Below are 20,912 nucleotides of genomic sequence, written 5' to 3' on the forward strand. Positions count from 1 at the left end.
AGCGAAGTAAGCCGTTTAAATCCGACAAGCGTTGGAAGCTTTTGAATCAGACGCGCTTTTTGCGTCAGAATCAAAAGGTGAAACGATCGAGGATTTGGCTTACGTAGCTGGACACATTAATTATTGGAAAACGTTGCGAGTGCTATCTAGTTTTCAGGGAATGAAATTTTCTCTTGAAAAACTTGATGAAATATAGTATGATATATTTTGTCGCTGGCAAATCACAAAAGTGATATCCAGTCATAAGTCTGGTAATGATGGCGAAGAGGTCACACCCGTTCCCATGCCGAACACGGAAGTTAAGCTCTTCAGCGCCGATGGTAGTTGGGGGATCTCCCCCTGCAAGAGTAGGACGTTGCCAGGCTGATATTATTCCACAGTAGCTCAGTGGTAGAGCTATCGGCTGTTAACCGATCGGTCGTAGGTTCGAATCCTACCTGTGGAGCCATGGAGAGCTGTCCGAGTGGCCGAAGGAGCACGATTGGAAATCGTGTAGACGGTCAACGCCGTCTCGAGGGTTCGAATCCCTCGCTCTCCGCCACTAGCGTACATAATAGCAGCAAGGGCCCGTTGGTCAAGCGGTTAAGACACCGCCCTTTCACGGCGGTAACACGGGTTCGAATCCCGTACGGGTCACCAACATAAATATTAGTTTTACTCTGTGGAGGATTAGCTCAGCTGGGAGAGCATCTGCCTTACAAGCAGAGGGTCGGCGGTTCGAGCCCGTCATCCTCCACCATTTTCTAAGGTCCCGTGGTGTAGCGGTTAACATGCCTGCCTGTCACGCAGGAGATCGCGGGTTCGATTCCCGTCGGGACCGCCATTTACATTTTAATATTATCGCGGGGTGGAGCAGTTCGGTAGCTCGTTGGGCTCATAACCCAAAGGTCGCAGGTTCAAATCCTGCCCCCGCAACCAATTAATTTTAACAACGTCGAATATTCATCTTTGTTAAAATTAGGATGTAGTCCTGTTAAGGGCAACCAATTTATTTTATCAAACATGGCTCTGTAGCTCAGTCGGTAGAGCAGTGGACTGAAAATCCACGTGTCGGCGGTTCGATTCCGTCCGGAGCCACCATGTTGCCGGTCTAGCTCAATTGGTAGAGCAACTGACTTGTAATCAGTAGGTTGGGGGTTCAAGTCCTCTGGCCGGCACCATTTTCTCGAAATGAGATCAAATTCCATTGCACTTTCATAAAATGTGTATTACAATGGTAATTGTCAATTTGGAGGGGTAGCGAAGTGGCTAAACGCGGCGGACTGTAAATCCGCTCCCTCAGGGTTCGGCGGTTCGAATCCGTCCCCCTCCACCATTTTGATAGGGGTATAGTTTAAAGGTAGAACAGAGGTCTCCAAAACCTCCGGTGTGGGTTCGAGTCCTACTACCCCTGCCAATTTCATTCTTTCTTGGCGGTTGTGGCGAAGTGGTTAACGCACCGGATTGTGATTCCGGCATTCGTGGGTTCAATTCCCATCAGCCGCCCCATTTTTGGGCTATAGCCAAGCGGTAAGGCAACGGATTTTGATTCCGTCATGCGCTGGTTCGAATCCAGCTAGCCCAGCCATTTTGTTGCGGAAGTAGTTCAGTGGTAGAACATCACCTTGCCAAGGTGGGGGTCGCGGGTTCGAATCCCGTCTTCCGCTCCATTTTACAAAGGCGGCATAGCCAAGTGGTAAGGCACGGGTCTGCAAAACCCTTACGCCCCGGTTCAAATCCGGGTGCCGCCTCCAATCTTAATATTTTTTCTTTAAAGTCCTGCCGGAGTGGCGGAATTGGCAGACGCACAGGACTTAAAATCCTGCGGAGGGTGTACCTCCGTGCCGGTTCGAGCCCGGCCTCCGGCACCACTTATTTTTTTGCCTAAATTAAACATGGTACTTTGCCGGTGTGGCGGAATTGGCAGACGCGCACGACTCAAAATCGTGTTCCGAGAGGAGTGTCGGTTCGAACCCGACCACCGGTACCATTACATACGTTCTTACAAGACTTCAACGTTCTCGTTGGAGTCTTTTTTTGTTACTTACTCTTCTTATTCTCATTAAGAGAAACCTGTTTTAACTAATTAGAAAACAGCATACTAAGCGATATACATCAATTCAGCAAATAGGGTGCCTACGGATTTTAACTACTATGGAATGCTGTGTAAATTGTTTGGTGTTTGGAACATTCCTCCTACACTTGGCAGGTCGTAAATGGAACTTACCTAGTTACTCGAAGGCGCATCAAGCCCTCTGTTGATAAGAAGTTAAGCCTATTTTAAGTAGGCTGAAGTGTACATAACTCACCTCTTCCAAGTAAACTTCGTTCATAATCTTTGAGCAAATTCCTGCTCTTTTGAAAATACAGGTGATAGAATATTGGTGAGTAATAAATAATGATGAACCGAAAGAGTGATTCGATGCAAATTGAAGTATGGTCCGATTTTGTCTGTCCATTTTGTTATATAGGAAAGAGAAGACTTGAACATGCACTTAGTACTTTTCCACACCGTGATCAAGTAGACGTTATTTTCAAGAGTTTTGAGCTTGATCCAAACGCGAAAGAATCAAATGGTGAAAGCATGGCTGAGCTTCTGGCAGCGAAGTATCAAGTTAGTCTTGAACAGGCTCAAGGAATGTGTGAGAACATGAGACAGCAGGCTGCTGGGGAGAATCTAACTTATGATTTCGATAAGATGATTCCCACTAATTCGTTTGATGCTCATCGTCTTGTTCACTATGCAAAAGAGTATGGTAAGGGCAATGAAATGTCAGAACGATTATTTTATGCGTTCTTTACGGAATCGAAGAATATTGGGGATCATGAAACACTTGCTTTACTAGGTGAAGACCTTGGGTTAAAAGCTATTGATATTCGACAATTTTTACGTACGGATGAATTTACGAGTCAAGTTCGCCAAGATGAAGCTATGGGAAGTCAACTGGGTATCCAGGGTGTGCCGTTCTTTGTGTTTGATGGTAAATATGCCGTCTCGGGTGCACAGCCTGTAGAAATGTTTGAGCAGGCGCTAACGAAGGCCTGGGAAGAAGGAAATAAGCTTGAGGTCATGTCTGGCGAAGCAGCAGCATGCACGGCTGATTCTTGCGATATCCCAAAATCCTAAAGAAAAAGCTCTCTTATTGAAAAGAGAGCTTTTTCTTATAGTTCGGACTCTTCCTCTTTAACTGTTTTGTAAGCCCCATCCAAATTGCGAATGCGACGAACGATTTCCGAGTTTTTGTTAAGGTTGTCATAAATCATGGATGAAACAACTGAACGATAATAGCTATTCATTGCTTCCAATTTTGTAAATACATCTCGGTTTTTATGTATGTATTGTCGAAAGTTTTCTTCAAAAAATGGTGTAGAGAATGGTTCCATATTCGTTCTCCTTTCTACTTGTAGTTCTGATTATAGATGGATAGCCATTGATGCGTCAAACTCGATATGATCAATGCGCAATAAAAGGACTTTGTTAAGAAATTATGAAAAATGTATTGTTTCTTTCATAGGTTCTGTGGTATTCTATCTACATCAGCGAGGAATGTAGAAATTCCTCGAATTTTCACCATTTACCCAACGCAGTGTTTCGTTAATATTAACGAAGCGTTGCGTTTTTTTATGTCTAGACAATTCCTTTAACTGGAAACTCCGTTCTCAACATTTCCACCGTGGATTTGATGAAACATTTCTGCTGAGGCTGTAACTAGTTTTTTGCATTCTGAAAGTGATAGAGACGGTTGGAGATAAAAAAGCTGAATGGCGTTTGTTGTGTTTTCCGTTACAGCCGTTCGTTTGGAATCGACAATCGGACTTCCAAATGCGCCTTTCTGGTCAAGTGAATGGATTTTGTGATCAAAGGACATTTCACGTCCATTTAAGCCTTCATATGAAGAAAGATCATTTCCACTATCGACCATAATGTCTCCTTTTATTTGATCAAGATCATAGATTCCGATTGGAATTTTATATTGAAGCGATAGTAGGTTATTAATATCCACAGCAGAGTGAACGAGAGGGATAGAACTTCCCTTTTTTAATCGACGTAAGAGTGATTCTGAAGATGGACGGTATCGAGCAGGATCCGTTCCGAATTTTTTGAAAATGGAACGCCATTCAGTTACGGGAGGAAACGATTTGAGGTCTGTCTGCTCAAGATCCATCATCATTGTCTCCTGGTAAAACTGAAAGCGACCGCGTACCATTTGCGGTGACTTTTCAACAACGATATTATGATAAATAGCATAACCGATCTTAAAATCAGGATAAATCTCTTTTATAGATGGAGCGAGGGTAATTTTGGTCATCACACTTTCCTCCTAGTACCATTTATCGTTTATTTTATCATATACCAAATTTTGAAGCTTAAAAGGAGGCTTGCCTCATTTATGAAGGAACTTAAAAAACAGCTTGAACGTATTGATGGAAAAGGGTATAAGGCATACAAGGATATTAGAGGACGCTATAACTTTAATGATTTTACTCTTGCGATTGATTATGTTCAGGGAGACCCGTTTGCCAGCCCTTCTCGGATAAGAATGATTATTCCACGTGGAAAAACAATTGTAGAGCATGAGTGGTTTGATTCAGATGTAAGAAGAGTTCGAATTGAAGATATGATTGCTAGAAAAGTAGGGGATGCCATTAAACGTACGGAAAGGCGTATGAAAGGCACTGGAAGAAGCGGATTGATCCTAATTGATCAACCAGGTCAAAAGGTCATTGAGAGGACCGCAGTGAACGTCCAAGCGGACTATATTACAGTTTGTTTATCGATCGGATTACCTGCCCAAGGAAGAAGAGTTCTAGGAAGACAGGCGATTGACCTTCTTTTGCATAAAATCCCGAGCCTTATGCAGCAATCTGTTTTTGCGTTGAATCAGGAAAAAATGGTCAAGTCGCTACATTTAGCCGATCAGCAGGAAGCGATTCGTGATTATCTTACTGAGAATGGCTATATCGCTTTTGTAGCAAATGGAGCTATTTTACCACGTGAAAGTGGGATAAGCGATCGTCCAATGCAGAACAAAGCTGTATCGTTTGAATCCCCAAAAAGTATGGAAGTGTCTTTCACCATTCCTCATCGAGCAGAACCATTAACAGGAATGGGAATTAGGGAAGGGATCACTTTGATTGCTGGTGGGGGTTATCATGGGAAAAGTACCCTCTTACATGCCATAGAGCAAGGCGTTTATAATCATATTTCGGGGGATGGAAGAGAATATGTGATCACAAATCACCAGGCTATGAAAATTCGTTCTGAAGATGGTCGTCAGGTAACTGGAGTTGATATATCACCATTTATCAACAATCTACCTTATGGCAAGGATACACGGTCATTTACATCCGAAAATGCCAGTGGAAGTACGTCACAGGCTGCAAATATTATAGAAGCAATAGAAGCTGGCTCAGATACGCTTCTAATAGATGAAGATACCAGTGCGACTAATTTTATGATTCGAGATTATCGGATGCAGCAGTTAGTTGCCAAAGAAAAAGAACCAATCACCCCATTTATTGATCGGGTAAAGCAATTAAGTACAGAACGACACATATCAACCGTACTTGTTATGGGGGGATCTGGAGATTACTTTGAGGTAGCAGATCAGGTGATTTTAATGGAAAACTATCTTCCCTACGATTTAACCGATAAAGCTAAAAAAATCGTACAAGAATCTCAACAATCTCGACAAGCTGAAGGTGAAGAGGGATTCGGCAATGCAAGAAAAAGAATACCTGAGCGCAATAGTTTAAATAGCCAAAAAGGAAAAAAAGCGAAAGTGACAGCGAGAGGATTACATCATATTCAATTTGGGCAGTCAGATATTTCACTTCTTCAAGTAGAACAGCTCGTTGATCCTAGCCAAACTCGCTTTGCTGCTGAAGTTCTTTATTATCTAGAAAGAAACCATACGTTAGGAGATAAGTCGATTCCTGAGCTACTGGATTTCATTGAAGAAAAAATAAATAATGAGGGGCTGGGAGCCTTTTCGTTATTTAAAGATCAGCATCCAGGAGACCTTGCTCGAATAAGAAGAACGGAAATGGCGGCCATCTTAAATCGGATTCGAACGTTAAAAATAAAATAAACTTACTTCAAAAAAGAAAGGAGGGGATAAAATGACAAACGCACAATTAAAAGCTGATATTGTAGCATACAGTAAAACAATTGGAATTGATAAAATAGGCTTTGCAGCGGCAGATCCTTTTAAAACACTTAAACAACGACTGCAGCGTCAGCAAGAGCTTGGGTATCAATCGGGATTTGAGGAATCTGATATCGAAAAGAGAACGCATCCTGAGCTTTTGTTAAGCGGTGCAACGACGATTATTTCAATTGCTATTGCGTATCCTTCGCGAATGAAAGGTAGTCCAAGAAGTAAGAAAGGCGAGCGTAGAGGACTATTTTGTCGCGCATCATGGGGGGTTGATTATCACCATGTACTTAGAGAGAAACTCTCTCTTCTTGACGCATATATTAAATCAAAGGTTCCTGAAGCTAAAACGAGTTCTATGGTTGATACGGGTGAACTATCTGATCGTGCTGTAGCTGAAAGAGCAGGCGTTGGCTTTAGTGGTAAAAACACGATGACTATTACAGAAGAGTTTGGTTCATGGGTCTACTTGGGAGAAATGATCACTGATCTAAATTTGGAGCCTGACGAACCTGTCGAGGAGGGGTGTGGAGATTGTAATATTTGTGTAGATGCCTGTCCGACGGGTGCCCTGATTGAGGGGGGGCAACTTAACGCGAATAAATGCATTGCTTTTCTGACACAAACGAAAGGGTTTTTACCTGATGAATACCGCACTAAATTAGGGAACAGATTGTACGGGTGTGACACATGTCAGCTTGTTTGCCCTAAAAACAAAGGAAGAGATTTTCATCATCATTCTGAACTCGAACCAGATCCAGAGGTTGTGAAACCAAAACTTATTCCGCTACTGACAATGACAAATCGTGAGTTCAAAGAACAATTTGGTAAAGCAGCTGGATCATGGAGAGGAAAGAAGCCAATTCAGAGAAACGCAATCCTTGCTCTTGCCCATTACAAAGATGAAACAGCGGTTGACACGCTTGTAGAACTGATGGAAAAAGATCCTCGCCCGGTGATCCGGGGAACTTCAGCTTGGGCACTTGGTAAAATTGGGGGTGAGAAGGCCCTTTATGCCCTTATGAAGGAGCAAATGCGAGAAAATGACAAGGATGTGGCAGATGAGATCGCTAAGGGCCTGTCAATGCTTGAAAATAAGACTTAATGCTGATGGTCAAACGATTAGATGCGTTGTAAGATAGTGAAAAATGTACAATAAAGAAGGGATAGAATGGAGAAACAAGTGATCTATTATGGGGAGTTTCAATCGCCGATTGGTCCATTAACGTTGTTTGCTAGTTCGAAAGGAGTTAGTAGGCTCGATTTTGGTTGCCCGGAGGATGTGCTGCCTGCTGCTGAAACATGGTATAAAAAACATCATGTAAACGCGGACCTTGTTTTCAATTCTGATATGATTGAACCAATTGTCATTCAATTGGAAGAATACTTCAGTGGAAAAAGAAGGAGTTTTGATCTTCAGCTTGATCCAATAGGAACTATTTTTCAGAAAAAAGTATGGAAAAAACTTACTGAAATTCCATATGGGGAAACCCGTTCCTACAGAGATGTGGCCGTCGGTATTGCTGCTCCAAAAGCTGTTCGTGCAATTGGATCAGCAAATAATCGGAATCCGATTCCAATCATTGTACCGTGTCACAGAGTAATTGGAAGCAATGGTGCTTTAGTTGGTTACGGCGGGGGCGTCACGAAGAAAGAATATTTATTATCTCTTGAACAGCAGCACGCTGTGCATGCCATGTTGCCATAACAAAATTTGAAGCCTGTTAGCTATGTATCATTCGTAGCTAACAGGCTTTTTTGAATTTTTTGTCTTAGGCATAATGCTACAAAAAGGGAGTGGTTTCTTGTAAAATAGCAAATGCGGTTAAATTTCAGAGAATAATTCAAATAAAAGTAATGAATGCAACAAACAAATAAATTGTATTCAGAGCCTTCTTAAGAGGAGTGGGAAAGATGAACAGCTTTTTGTCAAAAAGCCTAATTTACGTAGCAGGATTATTTACCCTTGCCTTTGGAGTAGTATTGTTAATCAACGCTGATGTTGGAATTGCTCCCTGGGATGCTCTCTATGTTGCTCTTTCAGATCAAATTGGATTTACAGTTGGGTCTTGGGTATTTATAGTAGGCGGTATCTTAATTTTCATTAATAGTCTCATTATGATGAGGAAACCTAACCTGGCTGGTTTTATTCCAATTATTTTACTAGGGCTGTTTGTAGATTTACTGAATTTGAAAGTATTAGCTTTTATAGATGTAAATGGAATCGTTCCCAGATGGATTTTATTTCTTGTAGGTTTGGTCATCATGGGACTTGGAATTGCTGTATATTTATTTGCTTCACTTGCATCTATACCAAATGATGAATTAATGCTTGCTCTTACTGAACGAACAGGATGGAGTATCGGCGTAACCAAGACGCTAACGGAAGTTCTTGCATTTGTTTTAGCTTTTCTTCTCGGTGGACCCATTGGTGCAGGTACGTTTGTTGAAGTCCTTTTACTCGGCTTCCTCGTCGGATGGTTTGATAAACTTCTTAAGAAAATAAAACATTCATCAACTGAACCAGCGTTTAACCATTCTTGATTCCGTGTCATGTGTTGGTTTCTCCTATCATAAATTGCGATGAGGGGGGACGCATATGGGGTGGGGACGGCAGTTGAAATCTTTTTGGGAAGATCAGGCGATTAGCTTAATAAATGGTACGGAGTTCGCTAGATTAGGAATACGTCCATCATCAGAAGAAGAAGCAGTGGCCCGCTATTTGCAACAGTGTCACGATAGAGGAGCTTCGGTTATTCGGATAAAAAACAAAGGAATTCTTCTGAGCAAAAAAGGATTTTCAACAAATCAAGTGTATGATTACCTTCTACACCAACAATTTTTGATAAAACAAGGAATGAAGCTATATCAAGAAGAACGAATTGAAAAGAGATTTGCCAAAATAACTGAGGGTGATCTTATTCTAGACTGTTCGGTAGAGATAGAGGGAGATCAGCCTCAAGCGATAGAGAGGGAAGGGGACGACCGTATTCGAATGAAAGGTTCCTATTACGATCGATTATCTGCCCTTAAGTATGCAGAACGCTGGTGGGACGATTATAACCCTGCATTTCACTCATTTGATGTTGATTGTACGAACTATATTTCACAATGTCTCCATGCCGGAAAAGCACCAATGCGTGGATATCCTGATCGAACAACGGGATGGTGGATGAAGGGGAGTAGCTGGAGCTATTCGTGGACAGTGGCTCATGCGCTTCGTTGGCATTTAAGTGGATCGAAGACGGGTTTGCGCGCTCGTGAAGTGGCGAATCCTGATGATCTGGTTCCAGGAGATATTATTTGCTATGATTTTGATGGAGATGGGCACTGGCAGCATACTACGTTCGTCGTCGATAATGATGAAAAGGGTTATCCTCTTGTAAATGCTCATACGACAAATAGCAGAATGCGTTATTGGGCTTATGAAGATTCTACCGCATGGACACCAGATATTAAGTATAAGTTTTTTCATATTGAAGATTAGCGAATGTCTCTTCCACTAATAAACATGCTATAATAGAAATGTTTTGAAGTGGAGGTGAATGAAGATGTCTTTAAATGTCGTCCTTTTTCAGCCTGAAATACCGGCGAATACAGGGAATATTGCACGTACCTGTGCAGCAACGAATACAAGTTTGCATTTAATTCGTCCACTGGGCTTTTCAACAGATGATAAAATGTTGAAGCGTGCTGGGTTGGATTACTGGCAATATGCTGACGTTCATTATTATGATTCTCTTGATGAGTTTTTCGATAAAAATCAGGGTGGAGAATATTACTATATTACGAAATATGGTACAAACACACATACTGATTTCGATTATTCTGATCAAGGTAAGAATACGTATTTTGTTTTCGGAAGAGAAACGAATGGTTTGCCAGATGAATTAATTGAGAATAATAAAGAACGTTGTCTTCGTCTACCGATGACTGATCACGTTCGCGCTCTTAACCTTTCAAATACAGCTGCTATTATGGTATATGAAGCGTTGAGACAGCAAAATTACCCTGGGATGAAATAAAAAAGAACGACTGCAGCAAAGAGCTGTAAGTCGTTCTTTTTTTTGATAGAGGTTTAAAACAGAATTTAAATTTAGAGTTCCAATATCTCCGTTTCTAAACGCTCGTCTCCGCTTTTTGTGAGATCCAGCTGCAGTGGGCAGACACTCGGTCACTTCACCTTTTCATCCGAACACAAAGACCGTGTTCAAATGAAAAGGCTCCAGTGCCTGCCGTGTCTAACCGCCCACTTTCGCTTTTCTTGTCCAACTGCAGTGGCCAGGTCCTCGATCGCTTCACCCTTCAATCCGAACACAAAGACCGTGTTCATATTGAAGGGCTCCAGCGCTTATCGGACCTAACCGGCCACTTCCGCTTTTCTTGTCCAGCTGCAGTGGCCAGGTCCTCGATCGCTTCACCCTTCAATCCGAACACAAAGACCGTGTTCATATTGAAGGGCTCCAGCGCGTGTCGGACCTAACCGCCCACTTCCGCTTTTCTTGTCCAGCTGCAGTGGCCAGGTCCTCGATCGCTTCACCCTTCAATCCGAACACAAAGACCGTGTTCATATTGAAGGGCTCCAGCGCGTGTCGGACCTAACCGGCCACTTCCGCTTTTCTTTTTACCGACTACCTTTTTTGGTTTTGCTTGGTCGGTCGTTGTAGCCAGCTGTGAAGATTGCTGCTAGGAATGCCAGGATTACTACTAAAATACCCAGGAAACTCATGGTCTCATCCTCCTCAGGTAAAATTGTGTCCAAATCTATCTCTCATTATAAACCATGTGCGGTATGGTGTGAATGTTTTGGAGGGGATTTCTGGTTTTGAGGGTGGTTTGAATTGGAAAAAAATGCAGTTATTCGATAAGATAGAGCTAGAAAGATAAAGGAGGTATTGTATCATGTATGTTGTTATGAATGAGTTAAAGGTACCCGATGAAGCTAAGGACATGATGAAACAACGTTTTGGGAAGAGCGCGGAAAGTATGAAGAATGTAGAAGGTTGCTTGGAGTTCATGTTTCTTGAGCAATCAGCTGAAAATGGAAAGTTAATTGTATTCACGAAATGGGAAAATGAAGAGGCTTACCAGAAATGGTTGCATTCTGAGTCCTTTAAGAATGCCCATAAAGAAAAGCGTGATTCCAAAGAAAAATCGCCAGCTTCAGGTAACGAGCTAAGTGAATTTACTGTTGTCTATCATACGTAACACCGAGAGCCGGACGATCCGGCTCTTTTTGTTTGTATTATAAAGGCTATTGGTCCCTGTCCTTGTTGTTTTGTTGGAAAAGAAAGCCGAATGTTATAGGACATCCCTGCATAACATGTATTAAATCCGATGAATCAAACTTGGAGGGGGCTCGTAATGGATATCTTACGTAAAATCCAGCAGCATCGAGAAGATGAAAGGCGGCTGAAGTGGGAAGGAACCTTCAGCGAGTATTTAGACATTATCCGGGAACGACCTGAAGTAGCGCAGTCAGCTCATTCACGTGTTTATAATATGATAAAAGATGCAGGGATCGAAGAAGTTGATGGGAAACGAAGCTATTCTTTTTTCTCAGAAGAACTGTATGGTCTCGAGGAAGCCATTGAACGTCTTGTCGAAGAATATTTTCATCCAGCTGCAAAGCGATTAGATGTTCGAAAACGAATCCTCTTATTGATGGGGCCAGTTAGTGGTGGTAAATCAACGCTAGTCACTGTATTAAAAAGAGGTTTGGAAAAGTATTCACATGAAGATTCAGGGGCCGTTTATGCGATTAAAGGGTGTCCAATGCATGAAGATCCACTTCATTTGATTCCACATCATTTAAGAGATGAGTTCCATGATGAGTATGGAATCCGAATTGAAGGAAGTCTTTCTCCCCTTAATGTCATGCGTCTTGAGCAGGAGTATGGTGGTCGCATTGAAGATGTGATGATTGAACGCATTTTCTTTAACGAGGATAAGCGGACAGGTATCGGTACCTTTAGTCCTTCCGATCCTAAGTCTCAGGATATTGCAGACTTAACAGGTAGCATTGACTTTTCAACAATTGCTGAGTTTGGATCTGAGTCTGATCCGAGAGCTTATCGGTTTGATGGGGAGTTAAATAAAGCAAATCGCGGGATGATGGAGTTTCAGGAAATGTTAAAGTGTGATGAGAAGTTTCTATGGCATTTGCTTTCACTCACCCAAGAAGGGAATTTCAAAGCTGGTCGTTTTGCTTTAATTTCAGCTGATGAACTTGTTGTAGCGCACACGAATGAAGCGGAGTACCGCTCGTTTATTGCAAACAAAAAGAATGAGGCTCTTCACTCTCGTATTATTGTCATGCCTGTTCCGTATAACTTGAAGGTTAGTCAGGAAGAACGCATTTATGAGAAAATGATTCGTGAAAGCGATGTGGCAGACGTTCATATTGCTCCACATGCACTTAGGGTAGCGGCGATCTTCTCGATCCTCACAAGATTAAAAGATACAAATCGCCAGGGCGTTGATCTTGTTAAGAAAATGCGTTTGTATGATGGGGAGATTGTGGAAGGATTCAATCAGGTCGATGTGGATGAGCTTCATAAAGAGCATTCGGACGAAGGGATGAGCGGAATTGATCCGCGGTATGTCATTAACCGGATTTCATCGACCATTATACGAAAAGAAGTACCGTCCATTAATGCCCTAGATGTCCTTCGTTCATTGAAGGATGGACTAGATCAGCATGCTTCGATTTCGAAAGAAGACAAAGAGCGTTATATGAATTTCATCTCGATCGCTCGAAAAGAATATGATGAAATTGCGAAGAAAGAAGTGCAGAAAGCTTTTGTGTACTCCTATGAAGAAAGTGCGAAGACGTTGATGGATAATTATCTTGATAATGTAGAAGCATACTGTAATAAAAATAAGTTGCGTGATCCGTTGACTGGTGAAGAAATGAGTCCAGATGACAAACTTATGCGTTCAATTGAAGAACAAATCGGAATTTCTGAAAATGCTAAAAAAGCATTCCGTGAAGAGATCTTAATCCGAATCTCTGCTTATGCTAGGAAAGGAAAGAAATTCGATTACAATTCTCATGAGCGTTTAAGAGAAGCAATTCAGAAGAAATTGTTCGCAGATTTAAAAGATGTTGTGAAAATTACGACATCTTCAAAAACACCAAATGAAAATCAACTCAAAAAAATCAATGAGGTTATTGCTCGTCTCATCGATGAACATGGCTATAATTCCATTTCAGCTAATGAGCTGCTTCGTTATGTTGGAAGTCTCCTAAACAGATAACATTCAAAAAAGCATACCTCTACAGGGGGTATGCTTTTTGGGATGTTTGAATGTGCAATTCGTTTTGTTTGCAATCGCTTACAGGGACAGGTGTGCTTGTGCGAGCTTATTAGGAGTGATAGATTAGACGTAAAGACGTATTGAAAAGAGGTTTGAGATGAAGAAGGAACGCAATCCGCTTTGGGAGTGGATAAAGGCTTTTTCAATAGCTGTCGTCCTTGCGATTGTTATTCGTGAATTTCTCATAACGAATTATGTGGTGCATGGTGAATCAATGATGCCAACGATTCAAGACGGGAATCGTTTAATAATTAATAAAATTGGTTATGAAGTATCTGAACCTGATCGGTTTGATCTTGTGGTATTTCATGCAAATGAACAAGAAGATTACATTAAGAGAGTTATTGGACTTCCAGGGGATACGATTGAATACAAAAATGATGATCTCTATGTGAATGGTAAGAAGATGAGCGAACCTTATCTTGAACGGTATAAAGAGGATATTTTTAACGGCAATTTAACGGAAAATTTTAATCTTGAAGATAAGACAGGCAAGATGAAAGTACCGGAGGGCTATTTATTTTTAATGGGTGATAACCGTAGGCATAGTTATGATAGTCGCCATATTGGTTTCGTTCCCATGGAGCAAGTAGTCGGAGAAGTAAACCTTCGTTACTGGCCGCTTGAAAAATTTGACTTCACGTTTGAAAAATAATCCGAAAATAGGTTAATAATGGATGAGATCTGGGTACGTTGATAAATGAGGTGATGCATGATGGCAGACCGAAAAGATAAACCTGAAAATAGCTCAATGGCAATGGATGAACAGGAAATGCAGGATCTTGGTAAAGAAATGGAAGAGCTGGAGACAAATGATGAACTAAAGAAAAAAGGTCGACGCCCAGACCCTGTACAGCATGAAGAGAAAAATGAGAAACAATAACTCCCAACTGGGGGTTATTTTTTTTGAGAAATAATCGTAGGATTAGCAAAAGAGGAAGGGAAAGCCTCCCTATTTTGTCCAATTTAAATGATAAGTTCGATAAAACGCTAATTTGTCAGAATTAATTGTCAATTATCGCTTGTATTTGCATAGGATAAAGTATACTATTCAACGCAGCTAGGGGATGTCCATAGTAGGATGCTGCTTTTGAACAATCATCATGAGCGATCATCGATCATTGAATAAATTTCCTATAGAAATTTTATTTTTTTAAGGAGGGGAATAAGGCATGAAAGACAAGGATTCCAACAATTTCGTCGTCTCTCAGGAGAATTGGTCCCTCCACCGAAAAGGCTATCAGGATCAACAACGCCATGCCGAAAAAGTTCAGGATGCTATCCAAAACAATCTCCCGGATCTCATCAGTGAAGAGAACATTATTCTTTCCAACGGTCGAGATGTCATTAAAATACCAATACGATCACTTGATGAATATAAAATTCGTTATAACTATGATAAGTCAAAGCACGTTGGGCAAGGTGAAGGCGATAGCCAGGTGGGAGACGTAGTGGCACGCGATGGCTCAGGTGAAAAACAGCCTGGAGCAGGTAAGGGTGAAGGAGCCGGCGATCAACCGGGTGAAGATTATTACGAAGCAGAAGTATCGCTTGTAGAACTTCAAGATATCTTATTTAAAGAACTTGAATTGCCAAATTTACGTGAAAAAGAAACGGCAGATGTTGTGAAGAAGAAAGTGGAATTTAACGATATTCGAAAAACAGGTCTGATGGGTAATATTGATAAGAAACGTACTATACTAACAGCGTATAAGCGAAATGCCATTAGTGGAAAACCAGCAATTGCACCAATCTATCAAGATGATCTTCGTTTTAAAACATGGAATGAAGAAATCAAGCGTGAGTCCAAAGCAGTTGTTCTTGCAATGATGGATACAAGTGGCTCGATGGGGAAATGGGAAAAGTATATGGCTCGAAGCTTTTTCTTCTGGATGTCCCGTTTTCTTAGATCTAAATATGAAACAGTGGAAATTGAGTTTATCGCTCATCATACTGAAGCCAAAGTCGTCACAGAAGACGATTTTTTTTCAAAAGGAGAAAGCGGTGGAACGATTTGTTCATCAGCCTATCGAAAAGCGCTTGAATTAATTGATGAAAAATATTCTCCTTCTCGCTATAATATTTATCCTTTCCATTTCTCAGATGGCGATAACTTAACCTCTGACAATACAAGGTGCGTTAAACTGGTTAACCAGATTATGAAGGTATCAAATATGTTTGGTTATGGAGAAGTAAATGCCTATAACCGCCACTCCACGTTAATGAGCGCATATAAGAATATTCACGATCCGAAATTTAGGCATTATATCTTAAAGGAGAAAAAAGACGTCTACCACGCCATGAAAAGTTTCTTTCGAAAAGAAGAAGAAGTACGTTCGTAAAGCTTCCCAGAAATGGGAAGTTTTTTTATTGGTAGAAGTGTTACTGACTACCAACAACATTTCTTAGCCAAAACTTTTAGTTAAGAAGAGAAGGAGCATACTAACGGTAAGAAAAAACAGGAGGAATGATGATGAAGTTCTTATTCGCTCTTTTTTTCTCCCTCCTTATCCTATTACAAATGCCTTATAAGGTGACGGCACAAACCAATTCGATGGAGGTCCATTTCCTGGATGTTGGACAAGCTGATAGTATTTTAATTACATTTGGAGAAGAAACAATGTTAGTGGACGCTGGAGATAATGGGGATGGAAAAGTGGTTAGTGAGTATTTAAAAAAACTTGGAATCACTCAGTTAGATTATATCGTAGCGACCCACCCCCATCATGATCATATTGGTGGAATGGATGACGTTATAAAAAACTTTGAAGTAGAGCGGGTTTTAATGCCTGACGTGTCATATCCGACAACTCACTATAAATCATTACTCAAGGAAATAAAGAAGAAAGATATCCCCATTACGAATGCCCATAAAGGTGTGAAAATTAAACTTGGCCGTCGCGTTAGTGTACAGGTTATTTCTCCTTCTGAAAGTGCCGAATATGAGGATTTTAACGATTATAGTGCTGTTCTAAGTCTCAAGCATGAAGATAATCGCTTTTTATTAATGGGAGATGCTGGTGTAGAAGTAGAAAGGCAAATGCTCCATGGTTTAAAAAAGAAGCAGTTATTAAATGATGTTATAAAAATTGGCCATCACGGTGCCATCTCTGCAACGACAGAGGCATTTATAAAAGCCGTCAGTCCTGAAACGGCAGTTATTTCAGTTGGTAAGGATAATCGATATCATTTTCCGGATCATGAAGTGCTTCAGAGGTTAAGTGGAAATGATATTTCTATTCTAAGGACAGATCAAATTGGAACAATTATTGCAACGAGTGATGGAAAGAATATTACCTTCCACACCGAAAATAATCTCATCTCACATAAAAAGGAAAAATAAAATGAATGACTTGAGTTTAAACTATAACGGTGGAAGGCAGTGCCTTTCCAAGCTCAATGATCATACAACCTGGGAGGAATGCTTGTGCAAAACAATCTGCAAAATCTCATGTCTAAGAACATTGTGTCTGTCACACCAGAGCAGTCCATTCAAGAAGCAGCCGCATTAATGAACCAACACAATATTGGCTCATTACCAGTTATGAAAAACGGTCAGCTTTGTGGGATGGTTACCGATCGTGATATCACGACTCGTGCCACTGCGACTGGAGGAAATGCCAATTGTCAGGTGAGTCAATGTATGTCTAATAACATTGTTTCAGCCACTTCGAACATGAGTGCAGACGAAGCGGCAGCTTTAATGGCACAAAATCAAATTCGCCGCTTACCTGTCGTAGAAAACAATCAGGTTGTTGGCATGGTCTCACTTGGAGATTTTGCAACCAAAACACCTGATCAACAAGAAGCAGGACCAGCACTATCCAGCATTTCTCAAAATGGAGCTCCAAAGGCGTAAAGCCAGGGAGACTGACGTCGTCAGTCTCCTCTCTTTTTACATATGATAAAATCAAGGTACAAACAGACGAAAATAGGGTATATAGTAAAATAGATCTAAAGTGGAGGGAAAGCAGATGTCAGAATTAGACGTATCGAAATTTGAAAAAAAGATTGAGATCAGACAAATTCGTCACGAGGATATCGAGGAAATTCTAGCGTTACAAAAAAAGTGTTTCCCTGGAATGGATCCCTGGAAAAGAGAACATCTTGAAAGTCACCTCGATATTTTTCCGGAAGGTCAGTTTTGTGTAGAGCTGGAGGGAGAAATCATTGGTTCGTGTTCAAGTCTGATGGTTAACTTTGATGAATACGATGACCAGCACACATGGGACGATATTACAGATGAAGGGTACATAACTAATCATAACCCCGATGGCTATAACCTCTATGGAATAGAGGTAATGGTACATCCTGAATATCGAAGAATGAAGATCGGTAAGCGCTTATACGATGCACGTAAAGACCTTGCGCGGGAATTAAACGTTAAGAGTATTATTATTGGGGGACGAATTCCGAATTACCACAAACATGCAGATGAAATGAAGGCATCTGAATATGTTGAGGAAGTAAAGTTCCAGAATATCTATGACCCCGTGTTAACGTTTCAGCTAATGAATGGTTTTAACGTCATGAGGATCAATCCCAATTACCTACCAGACGATAAAGCGTCAAAGCAGTTCGCTACCTTAATGGAATGGAATAACGTTGAATATAAGGCAGTTACAAGAAGACACTTTAGGTCCTCTTTCCCTGTTCGGATCTGCGCCATTCAATATGCCATGAAGAAAATATCTTCCTTTGAAGAGTTTGCAAACCAGGTTGAATATTATGTAGATGTGGCAGCTGACTTTGGCTCTGATTTCGCCGTTTTCCCTGAGATCTTTACAACTCAGCTCATGTCGTTTATGGATGAGAAAATTCCAAGTAAAGCCGTGCGTAAATTAACGGAGTATACAGAGCCTTATATTGAACTATTCACTGAACTAGCGGTTAAGTACAATGTAAACATTATTGGAGGTTCTCATTTTGTATTAGAGGATGAAAAGATCTACAATATTGCTTATTTATTTAGAAGAGATGGAACGATCGAAAAGCAGTATAAAATTCACGTTACACCGAATGAGCGTCGCTGGTGGGGAATTCACGGTTCTGATGGCATTGAGGTTTTCGATACTGACTGTGGTAAAATCGCGATTCAAATATGTTATGATATTGAGTTTCCTGAGCTCGGTCGTATTGCAACAGATAAAGGAGCAAATATTCTTTTTACACCTTTCTGTACAGATGACCGTCAAGGATATTTACGTGTTCGTTACTGCGCGCAGGCTAGAGCGGTCGAAAATCAAATCTATACGGTGATTGCTGGTACAATCGGTAACCTTTCCCAAGTGGAGAATATGGATGTTCAGTATGCGCAATCTGGTATTTTTACGCCATCGGACTTTGCATTTTCAAGAGATGGCATTGCTGGAGAATGTCACCCGAATATTGAGACCGTCGTAGTAGGTGATGTTGACCTTGAAATTCTTAGAAGACAGCGTCAGTCAGGAACGGTTCGTCAACTGCGAGATCGCCGGAAAGATTTATATGAAATTCATTATAAAAAGTAAGCCGTTAAGCGGCTTTCTTTTTTTGTCGTTTTTTAGGAAGTGGTGTTTTTTTCCTAAATAGCATTGGCTGAGGAACCGATTCGTATTATGATTAAGTAAGGATAAGGGGAAAATCTGACCTAAAAGGCAGGACTTCAGTCGGTTTTCTAGAAATGATACAATCACAAGCTATACATAACAGGAGGCATACTATGGACTGGAAAAACGAATACAAAAGATGGACATCAGCAACTTCACTTGATGAGGAATTAAAAAAGGATCTCGAAGCACTTAGTGGTAAGGATAAAGCACTTGAGGATGCTTTTTACAAAAACCTTGAATTTGGCACAGGAGGCATGCGTGGGGAAATCGGCCCGGGTACGAATCGAATGAATCTGTATACGATTCGCAAAGCGTCTGAAGGCTTAGCTCAATACATAGTAGCGAATGGTGAAGGGTATAAAAAGAGAGGGGTGGCAATTGCATACGATTCACGTCACAAGTCTCCTGAGTTTGCCATGGAAGCCGCTAAGACGCTAGCGACCCATGGTATTCAAACGTATGTCTTTGAAGAGCTACGCCCTACCCCAGAGCTTTCCTTTGCGGTACGAACATTAAACGCCTGTGCTGGAATCGTTATCACGGCGAGTCACAATCCGCCAGAATACAATGGATACAAAGTATACGGTGAGGATGGTGGACAACTCCCGCCTAAAGCGGCAGCCGAAGTCATTTCCTACGTTGATGGCGTAGAAAATGAGTTAGAGGTGACGGTCTCTTCTGAAAGTGAATTAAAAGATAAAGGACTCATTCAAATGATTGGCACAGAAATTGACCGTCAATATGTAGAACAATTAAAGACACTACGCGTAAATCAGCCCTTACTTTCAGAGATGGGTGAGCAGTTAAAGATCGTGTTTACGCCTTTACATGGAACCGGTAATATCCCAGTTAGAGAAGGGCTAAAGGCTTATGGATTTAAAAATGTTACTGTTGTAGAAGAACAGGAGAAGCCTGATCCAAATTTCTCTACGGTCTCTTCTCCAAACCCAGAAGAACATGCGGCATTTGAACTTGCTATTCAATATGGCGAGCAGCAGGATGCAGATGTTCTACTAGCGACTGACCCTGATGCTGACCGTGTTGGTGTAGCCGTCAAGAATAAAGAAGGGAAGTACGTTGTTCTTACTGGGAATCAAACGGGTGCTCTTCTTTTGAATTATATTATTACTCAGAAAAAAGAAAATGGAGAACTCCCACAAAATGGCGCTGTACTTAAGACAATCGTAACTTCTGAGATTGGCCGTAAGATTGCAGAAGATAATGGTCTGACTTCATTTGACACGTTAACTGGATTTAAGTTTATTGGCGAGAAAATCAAGGAGTTTGAAACCACTGGCGAGCATACTTTCTTATTCGGTTATGAAGAGAGCTATGGCTACCTCGTTGGGGATTTCGTTCGGGACAAGGACGCTGTTCAAGCTTGTCTTGTTGCCGCAGAAGTAGCAGCATTTTATAAATCGAAAGGTATGACGCTTTATGAAGGACTCCTTGAAGTATTTGAACAGTATGGCTATTATCAAGAAGGCCTTGAATCGTTAACGTTAAAAGGGAAAGAAGGAGCGGAAAAAATCGTCTCATTACTTGCGAAGTTCCGTGAAGAACCACCTACTGAAGCAGCAGGGATAACGATCCAAAGTGTAGAGGATTATGAGACAAGTAAAAGAACGTATTTAAAAGAAGGGGAAAGTGAGCCAATTGATTTACCTACTTCGAATGTCCTCAAGTATAAGCTGGAAGATGGCTCATGGTTCTGTCTTCGTCCTTCAGGAACAGAGCCAAAAGTGAAGTTTTATTTTGGAGTGAATGGAGACAATTTAGAAAACAGCCAAAGGAAACTGGCTGAGCTTAGAAAATCGGTTATGAGTAAGGTACAAGACCGATTGGGATAATAAGATCATGACGT

The 20,912-nt window shown here is 41.1% G+C and carries 20 protein-coding genes, 16 tRNA genes and 1 rRNA gene; 33 read left to right on the forward strand and 4 right to left on the reverse strand.

Going from position 1 to position 20,912, the window contains the following annotated elements:
• The first annotated feature begins 247 nt into the window (after positions 1-247).
• The 18 genes from rrf to LC090_RS18010 all read left to right on the forward strand — a co-directional run bounded on the left by rrf (position 248) and on the right by LC090_RS18010 (position 3,106).
• Positions 248-364 (forward strand): 5S ribosomal RNA (gene rrf, locus LC090_RS17925).
• Between the two features lie 9 nt (positions 365-373).
• Positions 374-448 (forward strand) — tRNA-Asn (locus LC090_RS17930).
• Between the two features lies 1 nt (position 449).
• Positions 450-541 (forward strand) — tRNA-Ser (locus tag LC090_RS17935).
• 23 nt (positions 542-564) lie between these two features.
• A tRNA-Glu gene (locus LC090_RS17940) sits at positions 565-639 on the forward strand.
• A gap of 24 nt (positions 640-663) precedes the next feature.
• Positions 664-739 (forward strand) — tRNA-Val (locus LC090_RS17945).
• Between the two features lie 8 nt (positions 740-747).
• Positions 748-823: transfer RNA gene (locus tag LC090_RS17950), tRNA-Asp, on the forward strand.
• An 18-nt stretch (positions 824-841) separates the two neighbouring features.
• Positions 842-918, forward strand: a tRNA-Met gene (locus LC090_RS17955).
• Positions 919-1,004: 86 nt separating this feature from the next.
• Positions 1,005-1,080: transfer RNA gene (locus tag LC090_RS17960), tRNA-Phe, on the forward strand.
• A gap of 4 nt (positions 1,081-1,084) precedes the next feature.
• A tRNA-Thr gene (locus tag LC090_RS17965) sits at positions 1,085-1,160 on the forward strand.
• A gap of 70 nt (positions 1,161-1,230) precedes the next feature.
• A tRNA-Tyr gene (locus tag LC090_RS17970) sits at positions 1,231-1,315 on the forward strand.
• A 7-nt stretch (positions 1,316-1,322) separates the two neighbouring features.
• A tRNA-Trp gene (locus LC090_RS17975) sits at positions 1,323-1,396 on the forward strand.
• Between the two features lie 16 nt (positions 1,397-1,412).
• Positions 1,413-1,488, forward strand: a tRNA-His gene (locus LC090_RS17980).
• Between the two features lie 4 nt (positions 1,489-1,492).
• Positions 1,493-1,567: transfer RNA gene (locus tag LC090_RS17985), tRNA-Gln, on the forward strand.
• Between the two features lie 7 nt (positions 1,568-1,574).
• Positions 1,575-1,649 (forward strand) — tRNA-Gly (locus LC090_RS17990).
• 9 nt (positions 1,650-1,658) lie between these two features.
• Positions 1,659-1,733 (forward strand) — tRNA-Cys (locus LC090_RS17995).
• 27 nt (positions 1,734-1,760) lie between these two features.
• Positions 1,761-1,850, forward strand: a tRNA-Leu gene (locus LC090_RS18000).
• Between the two features lie 34 nt (positions 1,851-1,884).
• A tRNA-Leu gene (locus tag LC090_RS18005) sits at positions 1,885-1,969 on the forward strand.
• Between the two features lie 432 nt (positions 1,970-2,401).
• Complete coding sequence (locus LC090_RS18010; RefSeq protein ID WP_226659676.1) at positions 2,402-3,106, forward strand: DsbA family oxidoreductase; 705 nt, start codon at positions 2,402-2,404, stop codon at positions 3,104-3,106.
• Positions 3,107-3,141: 35 nt separating this feature from the next.
• Here the strand turns inward: LC090_RS18010 and yvfG are convergent, their stop codons facing one another.
• Together yvfG and LC090_RS18020 are read right to left on the reverse strand one after the other, a co-directional pair.
• The gene (yvfG, locus tag LC090_RS18015) at positions 3,142-3,363 is read right to left on the reverse strand and encodes a protein YvfG (RefSeq protein ID WP_226659412.1); all 222 of its coding nucleotides are present in this window, start codon (positions 3,361-3,363) and stop codon (positions 3,142-3,144) included.
• A 257-nt stretch (positions 3,364-3,620) separates the two neighbouring features.
• Complete coding sequence (locus tag LC090_RS18020; protein WP_226659413.1) at positions 3,621-4,289, reverse strand: B3/B4 domain-containing protein; 669 nt, start codon at positions 4,287-4,289, stop codon at positions 3,621-3,623.
• A gap of 81 nt (positions 4,290-4,370) precedes the next feature.
• Here LC090_RS18020 and LC090_RS18025 point away from each other — a divergent pair, with 81 nt between their 5' ends.
• From LC090_RS18025 to trmL, 6 genes are all read left to right on the forward strand, one after another.
• The gene (locus tag LC090_RS18025) at positions 4,371-6,071 is read left to right on the forward strand and encodes an ABC-ATPase domain-containing protein (RefSeq protein ID WP_226659414.1); all 1,701 of its coding nucleotides are present in this window, start codon (positions 4,371-4,373) and stop codon (positions 6,069-6,071) included.
• A gap of 31 nt (positions 6,072-6,102) precedes the next feature.
• Complete coding sequence (queG, locus tag LC090_RS18030) at positions 6,103-7,242, forward strand: tRNA epoxyqueuosine(34) reductase QueG (RefSeq protein ID WP_226659415.1); 1,140 nt, start codon at positions 6,103-6,105, stop codon at positions 7,240-7,242.
• Between the two features lie 66 nt (positions 7,243-7,308).
• Positions 7,309-7,845 (forward strand): methylated-DNA--[protein]-cysteine S-methyltransferase, encoded by a 537-nt coding sequence (locus LC090_RS18035; RefSeq protein WP_226659416.1) that lies wholly within the window; start codon positions 7,309-7,311, stop codon positions 7,843-7,845.
• A gap of 206 nt (positions 7,846-8,051) precedes the next feature.
• Positions 8,052-8,681, forward strand: coding sequence for a YczE/YyaS/YitT family protein (locus LC090_RS18040; protein ID WP_226659417.1), 630 nt, complete (start codon positions 8,052-8,054; stop codon positions 8,679-8,681).
• 55 nt (positions 8,682-8,736) lie between these two features.
• Positions 8,737-9,624 carry an amidase domain-containing protein gene (locus LC090_RS18045; RefSeq protein ID WP_226659418.1) on the forward strand — a complete coding sequence of 296 codons (888 nt, stop codon included), beginning with the start codon at positions 8,737-8,739 and terminating at the stop codon, positions 9,622-9,624.
• A 64-nt stretch (positions 9,625-9,688) separates the two neighbouring features.
• On the forward strand, positions 9,689-10,162 hold the full coding sequence (gene trmL / locus LC090_RS18050) for a tRNA (uridine(34)/cytosine(34)/5-carboxymethylaminomethyluridine(34)-2'-O)-methyltransferase TrmL (protein WP_226659419.1): 474 nt from the start codon (positions 9,689-9,691) through the stop codon (positions 10,160-10,162).
• A 185-nt stretch (positions 10,163-10,347) separates the two neighbouring features.
• On the opposite strand, the gene LC090_RS22025 is transcribed toward trmL, so the two are convergent.
• Both LC090_RS22025 and LC090_RS22030 read right to left on the reverse strand, forming a co-directional pair.
• The gene (locus LC090_RS22025; protein ID WP_255648192.1) at positions 10,348-10,470 is read right to left on the reverse strand and encodes a hypothetical protein; all 123 of its coding nucleotides are present in this window, start codon (positions 10,468-10,470) and stop codon (positions 10,348-10,350) included.
• Positions 10,467-10,589, reverse strand: a complete 123-nt coding sequence (locus tag LC090_RS22030; RefSeq protein WP_255648193.1) for a hypothetical protein — start codon at positions 10,587-10,589, stop codon at positions 10,467-10,469. Before LC090_RS22030 ends, LC090_RS22025 begins: the two co-directional genes overlap by 4 nt.
• Before the next feature lie 450 nt (positions 10,590-11,039).
• On the opposite strand from LC090_RS22030, the gene LC090_RS18055 reads away from it, so the two are divergent.
• The 9 genes from LC090_RS18055 to LC090_RS18095 all read left to right on the forward strand — a co-directional run bounded on the left by LC090_RS18055 (position 11,040) and on the right by LC090_RS18095 (position 20,898).
• The gene (locus tag LC090_RS18055; protein WP_226659420.1) at positions 11,040-11,345 is read left to right on the forward strand and encodes an antibiotic biosynthesis monooxygenase family protein; all 306 of its coding nucleotides are present in this window, start codon (positions 11,040-11,042) and stop codon (positions 11,343-11,345) included.
• Between the two features lie 156 nt (positions 11,346-11,501).
• On the forward strand, positions 11,502-13,397 hold the full coding sequence (locus LC090_RS18060) for a PrkA family serine protein kinase (RefSeq protein ID WP_226659421.1): 1,896 nt from the start codon (positions 11,502-11,504) through the stop codon (positions 13,395-13,397).
• Between the two features lie 157 nt (positions 13,398-13,554).
• Positions 13,555-14,112, forward strand: a complete 558-nt coding sequence (gene lepB / locus LC090_RS18065) for a signal peptidase I (protein WP_226659422.1) — start codon at positions 13,555-13,557, stop codon at positions 14,110-14,112.
• A gap of 57 nt (positions 14,113-14,169) precedes the next feature.
• Positions 14,170-14,340, forward strand: a complete 171-nt coding sequence (locus LC090_RS18070; RefSeq protein WP_226659423.1) for a hypothetical protein — start codon at positions 14,170-14,172, stop codon at positions 14,338-14,340.
• Between the two features lie 289 nt (positions 14,341-14,629).
• On the forward strand, positions 14,630-15,799 hold the full coding sequence (gene yhbH / locus LC090_RS18075; RefSeq protein WP_226659424.1) for a sporulation protein YhbH: 1,170 nt from the start codon (positions 14,630-14,632) through the stop codon (positions 15,797-15,799).
• A 131-nt stretch (positions 15,800-15,930) separates the two neighbouring features.
• Positions 15,931-16,800: a ComEC/Rec2 family competence protein gene (locus tag LC090_RS18080; RefSeq protein WP_226659425.1), complete on the forward strand. Its 870-nt coding sequence runs from the start codon at positions 15,931-15,933 to the stop codon at positions 16,798-16,800.
• A 78-nt stretch (positions 16,801-16,878) separates the two neighbouring features.
• Positions 16,879-17,316, forward strand: coding sequence for a CBS domain-containing protein (locus LC090_RS18085; RefSeq protein ID WP_224598753.1), 438 nt, complete (start codon positions 16,879-16,881; stop codon positions 17,314-17,316).
• Positions 17,317-17,431: 115 nt separating this feature from the next.
• A complete protein-coding gene (locus LC090_RS18090) occupies positions 17,432-18,967 on the forward strand; it encodes a bifunctional GNAT family N-acetyltransferase/carbon-nitrogen hydrolase family protein (protein WP_224884079.1) in 1,536 nt (511 codons plus the stop codon).
• Between the two features lie 191 nt (positions 18,968-19,158).
• On the forward strand, positions 19,159-20,898 hold the full coding sequence (locus tag LC090_RS18095) for a phospho-sugar mutase (RefSeq protein ID WP_226659426.1): 1,740 nt from the start codon (positions 19,159-19,161) through the stop codon (positions 20,896-20,898).
• The last annotated feature ends 14 nt before the right edge of the window (positions 20,899-20,912 follow it).

The sequence above is a fragment of the Guptibacillus hwajinpoensis genome, assembly GCF_020524165.1.
In the GTDB taxonomy this organism is placed as follows: Bacteria; Bacillota; Bacilli; order Bacillales; family Guptibacillaceae; genus Guptibacillus; species Guptibacillus hwajinpoensis_D.

Excerpts from the sequence above, each read along its gene's own strand:
- LC090_RS18010 (WP_226659676.1), top strand. The coding sequence starts at position 2,402 with ATGCAAATTGAAGTATGGTCCGATTTTGTCTGTCCATTTTGTTATATA.
- yvfG (WP_226659412.1), bottom strand. The coding sequence starts at position 3,363 with ATGGAACCATTCTCTACACCATTTTTTGAAGAAAACTTTCGACAATAC.
- LC090_RS18020 (WP_226659413.1), bottom strand. The coding sequence starts at position 4,289 with ATGACCAAAATTACCCTCGCTCCATCTATAAAAGAGATTTATCCTGAT.
- LC090_RS18025 (WP_226659414.1), top strand. The coding sequence starts at position 4,371 with ATGAAGGAACTTAAAAAACAGCTTGAACGTATTGATGGAAAAGGGTAT.
- queG (WP_226659415.1), top strand. The coding sequence starts at position 6,103 with ATGACAAACGCACAATTAAAAGCTGATATTGTAGCATACAGTAAAACA.
- LC090_RS18035 (WP_226659416.1), top strand. The coding sequence starts at position 7,309 with ATGGAGAAACAAGTGATCTATTATGGGGAGTTTCAATCGCCGATTGGT.
- LC090_RS18040 (WP_226659417.1), top strand. The coding sequence starts at position 8,052 with ATGAACAGCTTTTTGTCAAAAAGCCTAATTTACGTAGCAGGATTATTT.
- LC090_RS18045 (WP_226659418.1), top strand. The coding sequence starts at position 8,737 with ATGGGGTGGGGACGGCAGTTGAAATCTTTTTGGGAAGATCAGGCGATT.
- trmL (WP_226659419.1), top strand. The coding sequence starts at position 9,689 with ATGTCTTTAAATGTCGTCCTTTTTCAGCCTGAAATACCGGCGAATACA.
- LC090_RS22025 (WP_255648192.1), bottom strand. The coding sequence starts at position 10,470 with ATGAACACGGTCTTTGTGTTCGGATTGAAGGGTGAAGCGATCGAGGAC.
- LC090_RS22030 (WP_255648193.1), bottom strand. The coding sequence starts at position 10,589 with ATGAACACGGTCTTTGTGTTCGGATTGAAGGGTGAAGCGATCGAGGAC.
- LC090_RS18055 (WP_226659420.1), top strand. The coding sequence starts at position 11,040 with ATGTATGTTGTTATGAATGAGTTAAAGGTACCCGATGAAGCTAAGGAC.
- LC090_RS18060 (WP_226659421.1), top strand. The coding sequence starts at position 11,502 with ATGGATATCTTACGTAAAATCCAGCAGCATCGAGAAGATGAAAGGCGG.
- lepB (WP_226659422.1), top strand. The coding sequence starts at position 13,555 with ATGAAGAAGGAACGCAATCCGCTTTGGGAGTGGATAAAGGCTTTTTCA.
- LC090_RS18070 (WP_226659423.1), top strand. The coding sequence starts at position 14,170 with ATGATGGCAGACCGAAAAGATAAACCTGAAAATAGCTCAATGGCAATG.
- yhbH (WP_226659424.1), top strand. The coding sequence starts at position 14,630 with ATGAAAGACAAGGATTCCAACAATTTCGTCGTCTCTCAGGAGAATTGG.
- LC090_RS18080 (WP_226659425.1), top strand. The coding sequence starts at position 15,931 with ATGAAGTTCTTATTCGCTCTTTTTTTCTCCCTCCTTATCCTATTACAA.
- LC090_RS18085 (WP_224598753.1), top strand. The coding sequence starts at position 16,879 with ATGCTTGTGCAAAACAATCTGCAAAATCTCATGTCTAAGAACATTGTG.
- LC090_RS18090 (WP_224884079.1), top strand. The coding sequence starts at position 17,432 with ATGTCAGAATTAGACGTATCGAAATTTGAAAAAAAGATTGAGATCAGA.
- LC090_RS18095 (WP_226659426.1), top strand. The coding sequence starts at position 19,159 with ATGGACTGGAAAAACGAATACAAAAGATGGACATCAGCAACTTCACTT.